The sequence below is a fragment of the Brucella rhizosphaerae genome (genome assembly GCF_002252475.1).
GTDB classification, from domain to species: Bacteria; Pseudomonadota; Alphaproteobacteria; order Rhizobiales; family Rhizobiaceae; genus Brucella; species Brucella rhizosphaerae.
The window spans coordinates 902,085-917,800 of sequence record NZ_NNRK01000034.1 but is presented as its reverse complement, the minus strand read 5'-3'; the positions used below and the strand labels follow the sequence as shown (position 1 = coordinate 917,800).

Sequence of the window (15,716 nt, the reverse complement as noted above, 5' to 3'; positions counted from 1 at the left end):
ATTCCGGGCGAGTATCATGACCACCACTATAGACAGCATCATCTCCGACTTCGAATTTCTCGACGATTGGGAAGACCGCTATCGCTATGTGATTGATCTCGGCAAAGAATTACCAGCCTATCCCGACGATGCCCGAGATGCAGCGCACAAAGTGCAAGGCTGTGTCAGCCAGGTGTGGCTCAAAACTATTCCACACGAAGGAAATGACCCAGTTATTGAATTTCTGGGTGATTCCGATGCGCACATCGTGCGCGGTCTTGTCGCGATTGTGCTCGCCTTCTATTCGGGCCGTAAGGCTTCAGAAATCGTTGCCTCTGATCCGGAAGAAGTGCTCAAAAAGCTGGGACTTGATGAGCACCTTACACCGCAACGCTCCAATGGTTTGCGTTCAATGGTAGCGCGTATCCGCCGTGATGCCGAAGCGCTGAGGGTTTCAGCTTAACAAACGCTCTACCGAAAGTGCCGCTGACAGCAATTGCCTGTCGGTGCCATTGCGCGCGGTCATCATCAGACCAACCGGCATTCCAGTAACTGGCAGCGGCAGCGTTATGCTACAAAGATCGAACTGATTGGCGATCTGCGTATTGCGTAACAAAAGACCTTCAACACGATCATATTCGTCCGGATCATCACTGACGGATGCAATCGTTGGCGCAACAATCGGTGTGGTCGGCGTCACAAAAAAATCAACGCCAGCAAGTCGTTGTTCCATTTCATATACGAGCCTTGTTCTCGTTTGCATCAACGCAGCAAAGTCTTCGTCCGGGACGCTCAATCGCTTTACAAGCGTGTGTTTTACCCTGCCATCGACGTTGGCATCAGGATCCTTAAGCCATGTGTCAGCGTGAATACGACTGGCGGCGATGCCAACGATAGAACCAATACGCGTTGCATCGCGCAGTTGAAGAATCAGATCGTCCAGCTCCAGCTCGACGATCCGCACACCAGCACTCCCCAGAGCCGAGATGGCTGAGTTGAACGCAAGCGCCACTTCGGGACTGATCTCAGATAAAAGTAAGCCTTTGGGCAATCCTATGGTCAGCTCACTTAGCGTCGTGGCGGTTGGTAAGATGGGGGCTTCGCCAGCCATGACAGCATCCGCGAGAAAACATTCAGCGACCGTTTTTGCGAGCGGCCCGATTGAATCAAGCGCAGGCGTGAGTGGAAAAGCACCATCCAGCGGAATACGGCTAGCTGTGGGTTTAAATCCTACCAAGCCATTCAGAGCCGCAGGGATGCGAACCGAGCCACCAGTATCGGAACCGATAGCGATCTCGCAGGTGCCTTCAGCCGCAGAAACCGCAGCTCCAGAGGAAGAACCGCCGGGGACCCTGCTTGAATCAAACGTATTACCCGGTACACCATAATGCGGATTCAATCCGACCGCAGTAAAAGCAAATTCAGTCATATGCGTCTTTCCGACAATGACTGCGCCAGCATCTCTCAGCCTCTGCACGATGACTGCATCACTTTTGACTGGGGAAGCCGTTTTACGAATGACGGACCCCGCCAATGTCGGCTCCCCTTTCACATCAAACAAATCCTTGATTGAAACAATTCGTCCATCGAGCGGACCGAGTGAACGCCCTTCTCTCAATCGCTTGTCTGATGCATCAGCCTCAGCACGTGCCCCATCCGCATAGACCATACTGAAGGTCCGCTCATCCCCAGTACGCGCCTTCAGAATTGACAGAACTTTTTCGAGATTTTGCCGACCGTTTTGCATTCTTACCCCCGTTTTTGAATGCTTTGTTGTTCAAACTGTTGATCAGGTCAATGCAGTCAATCCGCGCATCCTGTTTCAGCCTTGGCCGGGATAAGCAGTTGGACGATAGTCGCTCGCTCCCCAATGAAGAACGGCGGGAGATCGACGTTCCTTTTCCTGCGGTGGATTATAATGCCTGTGCAGCATCGCCAGGCCAGTCTTGAGCAACATCTTCCCCGAACGAACCGGCCATTGACGTTCCCGCTCAACAGTCTCAAGTCCTTTCAGAAAGCAACACACATCGATCAGGACACCGCTCAATTCGGGTCCAACATTTTCCAGCGCGCGCTCTACCCGCATCCGGCTTGCAAGCGCAATATCGGTAAGTTCCGCCATTCCCCCTGGCCCCGAACGCGTGGAGTTGCCGACACCGACATCCCAGCGCGCTGAAATCGATGGCATCATCGAACCGCGAGTAAAATCGGCACGTAACCGCTCCCCTGCGCGAAACTCATCGTCAGAAATGAAGCTGCTACCGTCGCCATTGCGCAAACGATAAAGCTTGGCGAGAGGAGATTCAGATGGATTGATTTCGATCTTTTCACCGTGCTCAAACTCTATCGTTTCAGTCTTTCGCGCAGTTCTCACATTTTTAGTTGCAGCCTTTCGGGCGCGGCCAGCAACCACCAGTCGCTGCGCTTCGCAAAGCAGAATGCCGCGTTTCTGCATGGCGTCCAGCTCTGCGCGCGTTGCGGCAATGGTCCCCTGTTCTCCCACGAGCAGTACGTGCGTTTCGCGTACAGAATCCTGAATGTCACATCCGCCCTGTCTCAGAAAGCGAAGGATTCTTGTTTCAGCAGCTGAAAACACATCACTCATGCCGCAATCCTCCATGCCGAGAATCCCAAACTGACCAATTTTTCAAGCCTGGCAACAACAGCATCGAAATCGTCGTCATCGCGCCGGTCCTCTACGAGATGACAGGCATACATGACTGTGGTTCGATCACGCGCAAACCCGACAGCTACTTCGCTCATCACCATTCCGAACGACGTGTGCGCAAGATACATCCCCAACTGTCTGACTTGCGCCACCTCCCTTCTGCATCGCAAGGGTGAACGTAGTTCTGTACCGCTAACCGCAAAATATGCGGACAACAGATCGATCAGAGCATCGCAGAGTTCCACGCTTTTTTCTTGACGTCTTCGCCCCAGCGCAGGACCAGAATTGTCAATCCTGAGTACCCGCCCGTGTCGCGCTGCGATCACCTTTAAAACCTCAAGAGCCTCAGCCCGGGTATGGATGATATCTGTTAGTTCCAAAGACATTCATCTTTCCTCACCGTAATAGGAATATCTTCTTATAGTGAGGAAATTGCAAGCGGGGATAAGTTTTTTACAACGCGTATTGGGGCAGATATCCACTGCAATTATATTTAATAGGAATTTTATCCAACAAGCTCGAATGTGAGCGATCCTGTCATCAGAACCAGCCATGAACTGATGAGGATCAAAATGATTGAAGTTGCACTGAAGCAAGCGAGCGTAAATTTTATTGCTGCTCGAAAAGAAGAACATATGTGCGCAATGCAGCGTGTGGCACTGCAAATCATAGCCGGGATCGATATCGATCAGCTGCTAAACGCATCGGCAGCAGAGCGCGTGCAGGCACAGACCAAACTCAGCCGTCTGATTGAACGCGAGCGCCTAAAAGGCGTCAATAGTCACTGGAGCTATGATCTCAACCGCCATATCGCCCTAAAGCAGGCATTTGATCGTCTCGGTGGAGGAAATATGCGGCGCATGCCAGCAAAATAACTAGAGCAGTTCTGGGCTAAGTTAAATCATTAGAGATGCTCTATCTTTTTGTTTTTACGCACATCTTTTTCCGAAAACCGGTTCCCACTTTTCGGGATATGCTCTAAACTTAAAATAATGGCCCGGAACGCATGAGAACAATCTCATTCGCTCCGGGCCATCATTAAAATATCAATGCAGCGATATCGAAAGCGAGGCTTTCATGATCGAGCTACATTTAAATTATGCGTCCTTAGGCTTACGGCCCAAGCCCATCTTCTTAGCAAGACGCGAACGTGCTGCTGCGTAGTTAGGAGCAACCATTGGATAGTTAGGATCGAGGTCCCACTTTTCACGGTACTGTTCAGGGGTCATGCTATAGTGAGTCATCAAGTGACGCTTAAGCGATTTGAACTTCTTACCGTCTTCCAGGCAGATGATATAATCATCGGTAACCGACTTCTTTGGATTGACGGCTGGCTTCGGCTTTTCAACAACGACCGGAGCTTCTTCACGCTCAACGTGACGCTTGAAAGCAGAATGCACTTCCGAAATCAGGAGAGGCAGTTCGCTGGCACGAATGGAGTTGTTTCCGACATAGGCAGCAACAACATCAGCAGTAAGGCTGAGAAGCAGTTCTGCACTCTCGTCGAAAATTTCAGGGTTTTCCATTATTTTTCCTTTTTTTGTCTTTGCTTTAGCTCAAGCAGACTGCGACTCTGGGAACCAATTGCCGTCTACGCGAAATTCTTATGCCCTGCCCAACTCATTTCGCGTTGCGAATAACAATGAATAGTGCCATTTGCAATAGAATTGTCAAACCACATTACATTAAAAGAATTTAATTCTTCTTGGATATGCAAATACAGTGTACTTAAACACAAAACTTCAAGCGCTATTCAAACTAACCAAAAGTGTTCGGCGCTGTTGTCAGCTCTGTCATTTATTCTCAACGATGGGGGGATTAGCATCTCTTGTCCGTCGCTTCCTTAATTTGTAGCTCACACATAAGCAATAGTTTTTTTCCGCCAAGTCTATTTACCACTGCCACTGCAAACACAATTTATTGATTGCGACATTGGATAAGGAGTCAGGCAGCAAAAAGGCATAATCAGAATATATTTCACTCAGATCCGCTCGCATTTGGCTTATCCACCAACTATATAATGTCAACGAACCACAGAGCACATGCCGGCATTCAGATGCACAAGCAATTTAGTAGTGTATTGAATAGTTTATGCCAAATTTGCACTGCACGTGTTTCCCATTCATACGGCCTCGCAAAAAAGAGGAGATATAAATGTCTAACTCTACCGAACAGACCCGCACACTAAAGGTCATAAAGACGGATGCGGAATGGCGCGAGCAACTTACGCCGATCCAGTACCAGATTACCCGTCAGCACGGCACCGAGCGCGCATTCTCCAGCCCGAACTTCGACGGCTCCCTGCATGGTACTTATCGTTGCGTTTGCTGTGATCGTCCGCTGTATAAATCAGAAGCAAAATACGAATCTGGCACCGGCTGGCCGAGCTTCTATCAACCAATAGAACCCGATGCCGTGGCAGCCTTTGAAGATCATTCCTACGGTATGACACGCACTGAAATTCGCTGCACCGACTGCGATGCCCATCTCGGCCACGTTTTCCCTGATGGCCCTGCACCGACGGGTCTCCGTTATTGCATGAACGGGAACGCACTGATCTTCGATCAGGATTGATTTCTTATTCTGGACCAACCGGGCCGTTACGACGGTCCGGACTGATTTCATTCACTTTTTATGGATTATACATGCCGCACGAGTCGAACGTCCCTCAGCCGCCCAAAGCCCCAAAGCACCCAGCAACGGACACCCGCCACGGCATTACCCGCACCGATGATTATGCATGGCTGCGCGCGGATAACTGGCAGGAAGTCTTCAAAGATCCATCTGTTCTCGCGCCTGAAATTCGCAAGCACCTTGAAGCCGAAAATGCCTATCAAACGCTATTGATGCAGGACACGGAAGCGCTTCAGAAGTCATTGTTTGCCGAGATGCGTGGCCGCATCAAGGAAGATGATTCATCTATACCGTCCAAGGACGGACCATTTGCTTATGGCGTCTCTTACCGCACCGGCGGTGAGCAACCGTATTTCATTCGTACGCCACGCGACGGCGGCGCTGAAACCATTCTTCTTGACGGCGACAAGGAAGGCAAAGGCAAAGCGTATTTCCGCCTCGCCTCAGCCGATCACTCGCCCGATCACAATCGTTTGATCTGGGGCTACGACGACAAAGGATCTGAGTTTTATAAGCTTAAAGTTCGCGAACTGGGCTCCATGTCAGACCTCGAGGATATACTCACTGACACCAATGGAGGTGGCGTCTGGGATGCCGACAGCAAAGGTTTCTTTTATACTTTATTGGACGAGAACCATCGGCCGTCAAAGGTGTTCTATCACGAGATCGGCACAGAACAGGCGCACGATAAGCTGATCTATGAGGAACAAGATCCGGGCTTCTTTCTGGGCGTTGGCGGCTCCTCACTCGACGATTATGTCTTCATAGACATTCACGACCATGAGACCTCGGAATGCTGGCTGTTACCCGCGAATAGCCCCACGGCCAAGCCTCAGCTCGTCATGGCACGCAAGACAGGTGTTGAATACGACCTTGCGCCCGGTGGCGATGAATTTTTCATTCTGACCAATGTCGATGGCGCCAAAGACTTCAAAATCATGCGTGCGCCGGCGTCTGCGCCTCAACCAGAAAACTGGCAGGAGGTTGTCGCTGAAGTTCCCGGACGTCTCATTCTTTCACACGGCGCTTTCAAGCATCATCTGATCTGGATGGAGCGGGATAATGGCTTGCCGCGAATTGTTATCCGCGATCGGAAAACCGGCGAACAACATGCCATCGCATTCGATGAGGAAGCCTATTCTCTCGGTCTGCATGGCAGTGCTGAATATGATACCGAAGTCATCCGGTTCTCATATTCTTCGATGACGACACCAGAGCAACTCTTCGATTATAACATGCGCACGCGTGAGCGCGTTCTGCTTAAAACGCAGGAAGTGCCTTCCGGTCATAATATTGAAGACTATGTAACGCGCCGTATTCTTGCGCCCGCCGCTGACGGTGAACTGGTACCTGTCTCGCTGATCTATCATAAAGACACAAAGCTCGATGGATCAGCACCGTGCCTGCTTTATGGCTATGGCTCCTATGGCATCACCATTCCGGCGAGTTTCAGCACATCACGGCTTTCGCTTGTTGATCGCGGTTTTGTTTATGCCGTCGCACATATTCGCGGCGGAAAAGACAAAGGCTTTGCCTGGTACGAAAACGGTAAGCGAGAAAAGAAAACCAACACATTCAAGGATTTCATTGCGGCAGCAAAGCACCTCGTGAAGGAAGGCTTCACAAGCCACGACCGCATTGTTGCGCATGGTGGTTCGGCGGGCGGCATGCTGATGGGTGCAATTGCCAATATGGCTCCTGAGGCATTCGGTGGTATTATCGCGGAAGTTCCGTTTGTCGATGTGCTCAACACCATGCTTGACGACACATTGCCGCTAACACCGCCGGAATGGCCTGAATGGGGCAATCCAATCACGTCAGAAGCTGATTATCGAAATATTGCAGCCTATTCGCCATATGACAATGTAAGTGCACAAGCCTATCCGCGCATTCTCGCTGTTGCTGGCCTGACTGATCCACGCGTTACCTATTGGGAACCAGCCAAATGGGTTGCCAAGCTGCGGGAGCTCAAGACTGATGATCACCCGGTTCTTTTCCGTATTAATATGGATGCAGGCCATGCCGGTGCATCGGGACGTTTTTCCCGACTGGAAGAAGTCGCCTACACCTACGCTTTTGCCCTTAAAGTGATTGGCAAGGCCTGATTTCAGCTTTAGAGCAGAAAACATCGAGAACCCCCGCCTGATCTTGTCAGGCGGGGGTTCTCATTTTCAGCCTGCCGCGGCAGGCTCAGGATTAGCAATAATGCCGAGGCCGCCGCTGGCTGTGCGTTTCTTCGAAACCATGATCAGCACCATAATCGCTATGAGTGCAATCACGCTGTCCGCTAACGGGAAGGCAAGCCAGATCGCCTTTTCACTCCAGAACATTGTGAGTGTCGTAACAAAAGCAGGGATGAGCAAAAACGGTTTGGTCAGCGTCAAAAGTGCCGCTCGGACAGGCCTGCCAATTGCCTGAAAATAAAGTGCGAAAACCAGAACAGGGCCGGTGAAGAGATAAACATAGCTCATCGGCTGGATGATCTGATCAACGGCGTGAATAACCACTGGGTCATCAACAAAAACCGAGCCAATGAAATTGCCTACACTCAAAATGAGTATTTCGATAATCAGGCAATAGATGAACACGGTGATGAGGGCTATGCATAAAACGGTATCCGAGCGTTTATAAAACCCGGCACCCACATTGTTTCCGACAATACTCTGCATAGCTAATGCGACAGCCATTAAAGGCAGGAATGTGAAACCGAATATTCGCATTACAATGCCATAGGCGGCGACATGCACCCCATAATCCGCACCCTCTGAAAAGCGCAGTGCGCTAATCACAAATGCAGCGCTCAACGCGATGCCAATAAAACTCAAGCTCAACGGCGCACCTAACGCGGCAATACGCCCCCAGCCTCCCATCCAGGAATTACGTCGCAAAGCGTCCAACGATATTGCACCTCGCCCGAATTGCCTGAAACCAAGCAGCATCGCCAGCCCCAGCGCTTGAGCAACTGCTGTGCCCAGCGCCGATCCCGCTATACCAAGCTCAAACTGTGCAATGAGAATATAGTTCAATGCGATGTTTGCGAGTGTTACTCCAACGGACATGAAAGCTATCAGGCTCGCCCGCCCCTCATTGCGCCAAGCATCAGCATGAAGTCCAAGTATGAACTGAACTGGCAGAGCCAGAATGGTGATCAGCAGAAACAGATAGGCCATTTCTGACAATCTTGTATCTCCATCAGCCATATCGTTGATGAGCGTTCGTCCGACGAGAAAAAAGATCGCCATCAGGATAAGGGCAATGATGATTGCCAGACCATGTGCGCGGGCAAAGGTAGCTTCTGCTTCGACTATTCTGCCGCCGCCCAAATGTCGCGCCAGTTGGCTCGACATTCCGCCACTCACAAGCGTTGACATCGCAATGGTCAGCATTACCGCCGGAAAGACCAGGCTAACTGCCGCCATTGCACTTGCCCCAATAAAATGGCCAAGAAAAATAGCATCAACGATGCTCAATAGGCCGTTCATAATCATAATGAGTAGCATAGGCAGCACATTGGCTATGAAAACGCGTCCCGGAGAATCGTACAGAAAACGATTATCCAGTGATTGTCCCGAAGGCATCACAAACTCCTCAAATCACATTTCAATTGCGATGGGTGCCTGCGTTACCACCAACGAAATGCTTCGAGGGTGAACAAATCAAATAGCCGGGCTTCACCGAGACATCAGTCTGCAGGCGGCAGGTGCCGGAACCTTCTGCTCTTTAGTGGCAAATACCCTATTCTGTCAACAACTACTGATTTCATAGAAAGCTCAAGAATAAATAATGGTACTAATTTAGCGAATAACCATCAGGACTTCTAAGAAAACTTGAGCTTAGAAAATCTCTCCGGATGTCGTATAATCATCTGAGTTGAAAACTTCCGGATCAAGGGAGAGCCCCATGTTACGTCCCGGCATCACCGTTTCAATTGCTTCAGTGAGTTTGATAGTTTCTGCCCTTATTGCTCTGCCATCCGTTACGACCGCCAATGCACAAGTCCGCAAGAATGTCAGCGAATTTGCGGGCCAGCGTTGCAATACACCACCGCGCGGCAGCGGTATTATTGTTGGCCAGTTCAGCGGCGTGGACGATTCCCCATTTGTCAGCGATGGTGACGGACTGGTGCCGATTGATCGCTTCCGCTGCTTCCAAACTATGTCGGAATGCAAAGGCTGGCTTTATACAATGCAAAGCAAATATACTAACGCCGGACTTCCAACAGTAGTGCGCTGCACGAAACGATAAGCATTTCCAGAAAAATGCGAAGAATTTTTCGTAGGATAATGCGTAAAAACAAATAGTTACAACATTTCCGGCGATTCAATCTTACCCGGAACCTTTGTATCGACAAAACTGTGATTTTCCGCCCTCCATCTTAATGTCATGCTGTCCTGGTGGATCGAATTTGATGTTTGAATCCCGAGGGATGCAAATGCCGGAATTAAACCACCAGAGGCGCCTAACGTATCGATTAGGAGTATTGGATATATGCAGCAGACAAGCTACGTCCACGGCGCCAGCGAAACGCCTCTGATCGGCGACACCATCGGCAATCATCTTGATCTGATCGCGCAGAAGCATCCGAACCGCCCTGCACTTGTAGTTCGTCACCAGAATATCAGGCTGAACTATGCCGAATTGAAGAGCCGTGCTGATGCACTCGCCGAAGGCTTGCTTGCGATCGGCCTTCAACCCGGTGAGCGCTTAGGCATCTGGTCACCCAACAATTTGGAATGGCTGCTCACACAATTCGCGAGCGCCAAAGCGGGTCTTGTTCTTGTTAATATAAACCCGGCCTATCGTGCACATGAACTCAAGCATGTTCTGGCAAAGGTGGAATGTGCAGCGCTCATCCTCGCGCCTTCACTCAAAACCAGCAATTATATTGAAATCCTGCATTCCGTCGTTCCGGAACTTGGTCGGTCGCGGCCCGGCTATCTAAACTCGGAGCAGCTGCCGAGCCTGCGTTATGTCATTCGTCTGGGCGAAGAACAGACGTCTGGCATGTTCAATTTCGATGAAGTGGCAGTCTCCGGCAATGCAACCACGATTAAACAGCGGTTACAGCTTGCAGACGACCTGCAATTTGACGACCCCATTAATATCCAGTTCACCAGCGGCACCACGGGTAGCCCCAAGGGCGCAACCCTAACCCACCACAACATTCTCAATAACGGCTTCTTCGTTGGAGAGGCTATGCGGCTCAGTGAACAAGACCGGCTCTGTATCCCGGTCCCTTTCTATCACTGCTTTGGCATGGTGCTGGGCAATCTGGCCTGCGTGACACACGGCGCTTGTATGGTCATACCCAATGACAGTTTCGATCCCTTGCTGACTCTGCAAACCGTTGAAGACGAGAAATGCACCGGCCTGCATGGTGTTCCCACAATGTTCATTTCAATGCTGGACCATCCGGAATTTGCACGTTTTGACCTCACCAGCTTGCGCACTGGCATCATGGCAGGCTCTCCATGCCCAATTGAAATCATGCGCCGGGTGGTCAGCGAAATGCATCAAAGCGAAATTACCATTGCCTATGGGATGACCGAAACAAGCCCGGTCAGTTTTCAGAGTGCCACGGCCGACCCGCTGGAAAGGCGGGTCTCGACAGTCGGTCGCATACATCCACATCTCGAAGTAAAGATCATCAATCCAGATGGAAAGATTGTGCCACGTGGAGTGAAAGGCGAATTGCTAACCCGCGGATACAGCGTCATGCGTGGCTATTGGGCGGATGCAGCTGCCTCCGCTGAGGCCATTGACGACGCTGGATGGATGCATACAGGTGATCTGGCGACTATTGATGCGGAAGGCTATTGCAACATTGTCGGACGCATCAAAGATCTGATTATTCGCGGAGGCGAGAATATCTACCCACGCGAGATCGAAGAGTTTTTGTTCACTCATCCCGCCATCAGCGATGCACAGGTTTTCGGTATTCCTGACAACAGGTTCGGCGAGATAATCTGCGTATGGATCAAGCTGCATCGGGATTTTGAACTGAGCGAAAATGATCTGCTCGCGTTCTGCAAGCCCCGTGTTGCCCATTACAAAATCCCGGCGCACATTCGCTTCGTCAATGAATTTCCGATGACTGTAACAGGCAAAATCCAGAAATTCGTCATGCGACAAGCGATGATCAAAGAGCTTGGACTGGAAGAGATAAAGACGGCCTGATCTTTTTGATTTACCTTGGCGGATAACCGTTCTTATGCGCTGGAATAGACTTGAGATATGCAGCTATTGCCGCACGATCCGCATCCGTCAGATGCGCCATATTGGCCACGACATCCGCCATTGATCCGCCCAGTGAATCGAAGTCCGGCGTGAAACCGCTTTGCAAAGCATAGGCAATATCGTTCTCACCCCATTCACCAATACCGCCTTCACCGGAGGTAATATTGGGAACGATGCCTTTACGGCCATCACTGCCAGTTTCAGGCGACACAGCACCAGCCATCCATTGCCTGGTATCGAGCCCACCAATGATATTACGCGGGGTATGACATTCTCCGCAATGGCCGAGAGCTTCGGTCAGATATTGGCCACGCTTCAATTGATCGGATGCGTTTGCAAGTTCCACCACGGGTTTGTCCGAGAGATACAATTGCTTCCAGAGTCCCAATCCCCGACGGATATTAAATGGAAATCCGAGCTTATGCGGAGCTGCCACATTATCTGAAGTCGGTAGGGTTTTCATGTAGGCGAAGAGGTCAGCAACGTCTTGCGGCTGCATTTTAGCGTAGGACGTATAAGGGAAAGACGGATAAAGATGTTCTCCCGTCCTTCCAACACCCTTCAGCATAGCATTGGCAAAATCATGCAAGGTCCAATTACCTATGCCCTGCTCTGATGGAGAGATATTTGGCGCGATGAATGTGCCAAAATCCGAAACCAGCTCATGTCCTCCGGCCAGTACCTTACGGGTATCGCCCGAAGCACCGGGAGCGGCGTGACAGGAAGCGCATCCCCCTGCCCAAAACACCTGCTCGCCCTTCGTCGCATCGCCTGGCTGCAAGGATGCGATCACTGATTGCTCCACCGTCTGAGGTGTTGTCAGCACCCAGAAAGCGGCAGCACCTATGATGATTACAGCACCGGCGGCATATGCGAGTTTACGGACCATTGTTTTGCTAAATTAGTTCTTCTTTACGCGATAGACTTGATGGCATGAGCCGCAATTGGCGGCGACCTGCTGGAATGCCGGCTTCAACGCATCAAGGTCCTGTGGATTTGCCGCAAGTGCAGCGGCAGCATCGGAGCGGAACTTTTCAATGTGTTTGACGAAGTCTTCCTTATTTTCCCAAATCTTGGGCGAGGCTTCGGTATCACCTTGATCGGAACCGGCCGGGAAAAGCGTATCGACGTCTAATTTCTTCGCGTCCGCATCGAGCTTCTCAAGCGCGGCCATCGCAGCGGCAGCATCAAAAGGCTTCTCGCCTTTGACCATCGGCGCGAGCTGTCCAACGGAACGTCCCATGTCCTTCATGATCGCCTGGCGATCCGCAATAACATCAGCATGAGCCACACCGGCAGCCAAAAGAGCCACTGAACTGAAAGCTAGAAAAAAAGAACGCATGCGATCCTCCGCATCTAAAAATTGAACAAAATTCGTCCCTTGGTATAAATATCCGATACAATTCCCACCTTTGCAACAAATGCATCGAATAAATTCTGACAATCAAAAGTAACATGCGGATATTATATCGATTATTACAAATAGTTCACGACAACGTGAAAAACATGATAAAAATACTATTGTTTAGTTTCTCTGATATTCTTTCCTGTCCATATTTTCGGATCAATTAATTCTTGATATTAATAATCATGTTTTGCTGGATTAATGACCGACGGCAAAGAAAAACCCCGCTTACGCGGGGCTTTCCAGATCAAATACTGAAGCGGCAAATTATGCCTTTTCGTACAACTCGAGTACGTAATCCCAGTTGATGAGGCTATCAACGAAAGCTTCAAGATACTTCGGACGCGCATTACGGTAATCGATGTAGTAGGAATGTTCCCACACATCGACGCCCAGAATTGGCGTTGCGCCATGAACCAGCGGATTTTCGCCGTTCGGGGTCTTAGAAATTTCCAGCTTACCGTTCTTTACCGACAGCCACGCCCAGCCCGAACCGAACTGGCCTGCACCGGCAGCCATAAAGTCTTCACGGAACTTGTCGTAACCGCCAAGATCAGACTCAATTGCCTTTTCGAGCTTGCCTGGCAGCTTCTTGCCGCCGCCGTCTTTCTTCAGCCACTTCCAGAAATGAAGATGGTTGTAGTGCTGGCCAGCATTGTTGAAGAGCGCCTGGTTTTTGCCAAAGCTTTCCTTGACGATTTCTTCAAGGCTCTTGCCTTCAAGACCTGAACCTTCAAGCAGCTTGTTACCATTGGTAACATAAGCCTGATGGTGCTTGTCGTGGTGGAATTCGAGGGTTTCGCGCGACATGAACGGAGCAAGTGCGTCATAATCGTACGGAAGGGCGGGCAGTTCAAAAGCCATTGGAACTCTCCTCTTTGTCTTTCAGCTTGCGGTGGGCAGAGCGAATGCATACCCGGAAACTTGCGTGCGCAACTTACATAGGCCGCAACGCTTCGGGCGGCAATGGCGCATATTCTAAATTTGCAGCCCAAAGCAATGAATTTTTATTGAAATTGCATAAGGATAAGGTCCACTTTACTTTTTTTAAGATCGATGCACGAATGGAGAAAATCAGTGCCTTATAGTTCCTATGTTTTCGACGCTTATGGCACATTGTTCGATGTGCACTCGGCCGTGCGTAAACATGAGAATAAAGCTGGCCCAGATGGGCGCTTATTCTCGGAACTGTGGCGAGCCAAGCAGTTGGAATATTCGTGGGTCCTCAGCCTCATGGGAGCTTACAAAGATTTCTGGGCCCTGACAGAAGATGCTCTGGATTTCGCCTTCGCGCGCTATCCTTCCGTAGACCATGCCCTTCGCAGCGATCTTCTTGATGCCTACTGGAAACTGGATTGTTATCCTGAAGTGCCAGCGGCACTCAAAAGCCTCAAGAGCCGCGGCGCACGTCTGGCCATTCTCTCCAATGGCTCGCCAGCCATGTTGGAGGCTGCGGTTAAATCAGCGGCACTTGATGTTCTGCTGGACGACGTGATCTCCGTAGATGCTGTGCAGCGCTACAAAACGGCGCCTAGCGTCTATGAGCTTGTCACCACACAATGGCGGCTCTACCCATCCGCAATATCGTTTCAGTCATCCAATCGATGGGATGTTGCAGGCGCTGCACGATTCGGCATGCGCGCGGTCTGGATCAATCGATCCAACCAGCCTGACGAGTATAAGCAGCACGCGCCCACCCTTATTCTGCCGAGCCTGCAGCTCCTCGACTGAGTATCACCAAAACTTGAACGGGCAATTCTATGCGACAACCATCTGTTGCGGCCAAAATTGTGTCGCAACGGCAACACGAAGCATATCGCGGCGTATCGGCCATGTTTAGGCCTTATTACGACCGGCTGACAGCCACATTTATGGGGCGTTTTGCTCCCACAAATCGCCGAACAAAAACAGTTCAGCATCGCTATTACACTGCAACTTGTGATCACAACAACGGATTGGTTGCATTTCATTAACTCTAACCGTTGTATCTGTAGCTCCTCCCGTCACTAATCTGGTTTTCATATGCACACAACCCTTACCCGCCGTTCCTTTCTTACGGCCATGACAGCAACAGCGGCCGCCGGCCTGGCCGGTTGTGCTCAGTTGGGGCAGAATGTTCCAATTGTCGATGTGGATGCTTCGGGCAATCCTATTAACAGGACGCCACAGGCGAATGTCGATGCCTCATACGGAAGCTGGGCATCAATGTATGCCGCAGTGGAAGATAATGGCTTTCAGCTTCCTGCCATTCCGATCCAGAAGATGGACAAGCGCTATTTGCGTCAGGTCGTTCAGGATCCGACAGGCGAAATGCCGGGCACGATCGTCGTCGACACCACCAACCGTTTCCTCTATCTGGTACTCGGTAACGGTCAGGCAATGCGTTACGGCGTCGGCATTGGCCGCGACGGCTTCGCATGGTCCGGTCGCGCTGTCATCCAGTACAAGCGCGAATGGCCACGTTGGACGCCACCGGATGAGATGGTCGCCCGTCAGCCAGAGCTCGAGCCATATAGCTCACGCAATGGCGGCATGGCCCCTGGCCTCAAAAACCCGCTCGGCGCGCGCGCGCTCTACATCTTCAAAGATGGCAAAGACACCATCTATCGCCTGCACGGCAATCCTGAATGGTGGTCAATTGGTAAGGCCGTTTCTTCGGGCTGTGTACGCCTGATGAACCAGGACGTTATCGACCTTTATAATCGTGTACCTGCGAAGTCGCCTATTCTGGTTATGTAATCTGAATTGGCTTCTCAATGAACAAATAAAAAAGCCCCCATCATGGGGGCTTTT

16 protein-coding genes are annotated in these 15,716 nt (G+C 50.7%); 8 read left to right on the top strand and 8 right to left on the bottom strand.

From position 1 onward, the window contains the following. Positions 1–16 precede the first annotated feature (16 nt). Positions 17–442: a SufE family protein gene (locus tag CEV32_RS21475; RefSeq protein WP_094579095.1), complete on the top strand. Its 426-nt coding sequence runs from the start codon at positions 17–19 to the stop codon at positions 440–442. Here the strand turns inward: CEV32_RS21475 and CEV32_RS21470 are convergent. From CEV32_RS21470 to CEV32_RS21460, 3 genes are all read right to left on the bottom strand, one after another. Further along, positions 434–1,726, bottom strand: a complete 1,293-nt coding sequence (locus tag CEV32_RS21470) for an amidase (RefSeq protein ID WP_094579094.1) — start codon at positions 1,724–1,726, stop codon at positions 434–436. The two genes, CEV32_RS21475 and CEV32_RS21470, sit on opposite strands and share 9 nt — an antisense overlap. A 75-nt stretch (positions 1,727–1,801) precedes the next feature. Further along, positions 1,802–2,584 (bottom strand): DUF6456 domain-containing protein, encoded by a 783-nt coding sequence (locus tag CEV32_RS21465; protein WP_094579093.1) that lies wholly within the window; start codon positions 2,582–2,584, stop codon positions 1,802–1,804. Next, complete coding sequence (locus CEV32_RS21460; protein ID WP_094579211.1) at positions 2,581–3,027, bottom strand: helix-turn-helix domain-containing protein; 447 nt, start codon at positions 3,025–3,027, stop codon at positions 2,581–2,583. The genes CEV32_RS21465 and CEV32_RS21460 overlap by 4 nt, the downstream gene beginning before the upstream one ends. 192 nt (positions 3,028–3,219) lie before the next feature. On the opposite strand from CEV32_RS21460, the gene CEV32_RS21455 reads away from it, so the two are divergent. After that, positions 3,220–3,522 (top strand): cytoplasmic protein, encoded by a 303-nt coding sequence (locus CEV32_RS21455; RefSeq protein ID WP_094579092.1) that lies wholly within the window; start codon positions 3,220–3,222, stop codon positions 3,520–3,522. 222 nt (positions 3,523–3,744) lie between these two features. Here the strand turns inward: CEV32_RS21455 and CEV32_RS21450 are convergent, their stop codons facing one another. Further along, complete coding sequence (locus tag CEV32_RS21450; RefSeq protein WP_024897256.1) at positions 3,745–4,173, bottom strand: MucR family transcriptional regulator; 429 nt, start codon at positions 4,171–4,173, stop codon at positions 3,745–3,747. 628 nt (positions 4,174–4,801) lie between these two features. Between CEV32_RS21450 and msrB the strand changes: the two genes are divergently transcribed. Beyond that, positions 4,802–5,221, top strand: coding sequence for a peptide-methionine (R)-S-oxide reductase MsrB (gene msrB / locus CEV32_RS21445; RefSeq protein ID WP_094579091.1), 420 nt, complete (start codon positions 4,802–4,804; stop codon positions 5,219–5,221). A gap of 71 nt (positions 5,222–5,292) precedes the next feature. Next, the gene (locus CEV32_RS21440) at positions 5,293–7,386 is read left to right on the top strand and encodes a S9 family peptidase (RefSeq protein ID WP_094579090.1); all 2,094 of its coding nucleotides are present in this window, start codon (positions 5,293–5,295) and stop codon (positions 7,384–7,386) included. Between the two features lie 66 nt (positions 7,387–7,452). Here CEV32_RS21440 and CEV32_RS21435 read toward each other — a convergent pair whose 3' ends face one another. Next, positions 7,453–8,859 (bottom strand): MATE family efflux transporter, encoded by a 1,407-nt coding sequence (locus CEV32_RS21435; RefSeq protein WP_094579089.1) that lies wholly within the window; start codon positions 8,857–8,859, stop codon positions 7,453–7,455. 322 nt (positions 8,860–9,181) lie between these two features. Between CEV32_RS21435 and CEV32_RS21430 the strand changes: the two genes are divergently transcribed. Continuing rightward, positions 9,182–9,526, top strand: a complete 345-nt coding sequence (locus tag CEV32_RS21430) for a hypothetical protein (RefSeq protein WP_094579088.1) — start codon at positions 9,182–9,184, stop codon at positions 9,524–9,526. A 243-nt stretch (positions 9,527–9,769) separates the two neighbouring features. Continuing rightward, positions 9,770–11,458, top strand: a complete 1,689-nt coding sequence (locus CEV32_RS21425; protein ID WP_094579087.1) for an AMP-binding protein — start codon at positions 9,770–9,772, stop codon at positions 11,456–11,458. A 10-nt stretch (positions 11,459–11,468) separates the two neighbouring features. Here CEV32_RS21425 and CEV32_RS21420 read toward each other — a convergent pair whose 3' ends face one another. The 3 genes from CEV32_RS21420 to CEV32_RS21410 form a co-directional block, all read right to left on the bottom strand. After that, entirely contained in the window at positions 11,469–12,407 is a 939-nt protein-coding gene (locus CEV32_RS21420) for a cytochrome c (RefSeq protein ID WP_094579086.1), read from the bottom strand. 12 nt (positions 12,408–12,419) lie between these two features. Continuing rightward, positions 12,420–12,860, bottom strand: a complete 441-nt coding sequence (locus CEV32_RS21415) for a c-type cytochrome (protein WP_094579085.1) — start codon at positions 12,858–12,860, stop codon at positions 12,420–12,422. Between the two features lie 330 nt (positions 12,861–13,190). Next, positions 13,191–13,787 (bottom strand): superoxide dismutase, encoded by a 597-nt coding sequence (locus tag CEV32_RS21410; protein WP_094579084.1) that lies wholly within the window; start codon positions 13,785–13,787, stop codon positions 13,191–13,193. Positions 13,788–14,000: 213 nt separating this feature from the next. On the opposite strand from CEV32_RS21410, the gene CEV32_RS21400 reads away from it, so the two are divergent. Then, entirely contained in the window at positions 14,001–14,654 is a 654-nt protein-coding gene (locus tag CEV32_RS21400) for a haloacid dehalogenase type II (protein WP_094579082.1), read from the top strand. A 291-nt stretch (positions 14,655–14,945) separates the two neighbouring features. Then, a complete protein-coding gene (locus CEV32_RS21395) occupies positions 14,946–15,662 on the top strand; it encodes a L,D-transpeptidase (RefSeq protein ID WP_094579081.1) in 717 nt (238 codons plus the stop codon). The last annotated feature ends 54 nt before the right edge of the window (positions 15,663–15,716 follow it).

Excerpts from the sequence above, each read along its gene's own strand:
- CEV32_RS21470 (WP_094579094.1), bottom strand. The coding sequence starts at position 1,726 with ATGCAAAACGGTCGGCAAAATCTCGAAAAAGTTCTGTCAATTCTGAAG.
- CEV32_RS21455 (WP_094579092.1), top strand. The coding sequence starts at position 3,220 with ATGATTGAAGTTGCACTGAAGCAAGCGAGCGTAAATTTTATTGCTGCT.
- CEV32_RS21475 (WP_094579095.1), top strand. The coding sequence starts at position 17 with ATGACCACCACTATAGACAGCATCATCTCCGACTTCGAATTTCTCGAC.
- CEV32_RS21410 (WP_094579084.1), bottom strand. The coding sequence starts at position 13,787 with ATGGCTTTTGAACTGCCCGCCCTTCCGTACGATTATGACGCACTTGCT.
- CEV32_RS21450 (WP_024897256.1), bottom strand. The coding sequence starts at position 4,173 with ATGGAAAACCCTGAAATTTTCGACGAGAGTGCAGAACTGCTTCTCAGC.
- CEV32_RS21395 (WP_094579081.1), top strand. The coding sequence starts at position 14,946 with ATGCACACAACCCTTACCCGCCGTTCCTTTCTTACGGCCATGACAGCA.
- CEV32_RS21440 (WP_094579090.1), top strand. The coding sequence starts at position 5,293 with ATGCCGCACGAGTCGAACGTCCCTCAGCCGCCCAAAGCCCCAAAGCAC.
- CEV32_RS21430 (WP_094579088.1), top strand. The coding sequence starts at position 9,182 with ATGTTACGTCCCGGCATCACCGTTTCAATTGCTTCAGTGAGTTTGATA.
- CEV32_RS21415 (WP_094579085.1), bottom strand. The coding sequence starts at position 12,860 with ATGCGTTCTTTTTTTCTAGCTTTCAGTTCAGTGGCTCTTTTGGCTGCC.
- CEV32_RS21435 (WP_094579089.1), bottom strand. The coding sequence starts at position 8,859 with ATGCCTTCGGGACAATCACTGGATAATCGTTTTCTGTACGATTCTCCG.
- CEV32_RS21465 (WP_094579093.1), bottom strand. The coding sequence starts at position 2,584 with ATGAGTGATGTGTTTTCAGCTGCTGAAACAAGAATCCTTCGCTTTCTG.
- CEV32_RS21425 (WP_094579087.1), top strand. The coding sequence starts at position 9,770 with ATGCAGCAGACAAGCTACGTCCACGGCGCCAGCGAAACGCCTCTGATC.
- msrB (WP_094579091.1), top strand. The coding sequence starts at position 4,802 with ATGTCTAACTCTACCGAACAGACCCGCACACTAAAGGTCATAAAGACG.
- CEV32_RS21420 (WP_094579086.1), bottom strand. The coding sequence starts at position 12,407 with ATGGTCCGTAAACTCGCATATGCCGCCGGTGCTGTAATCATCATAGGT.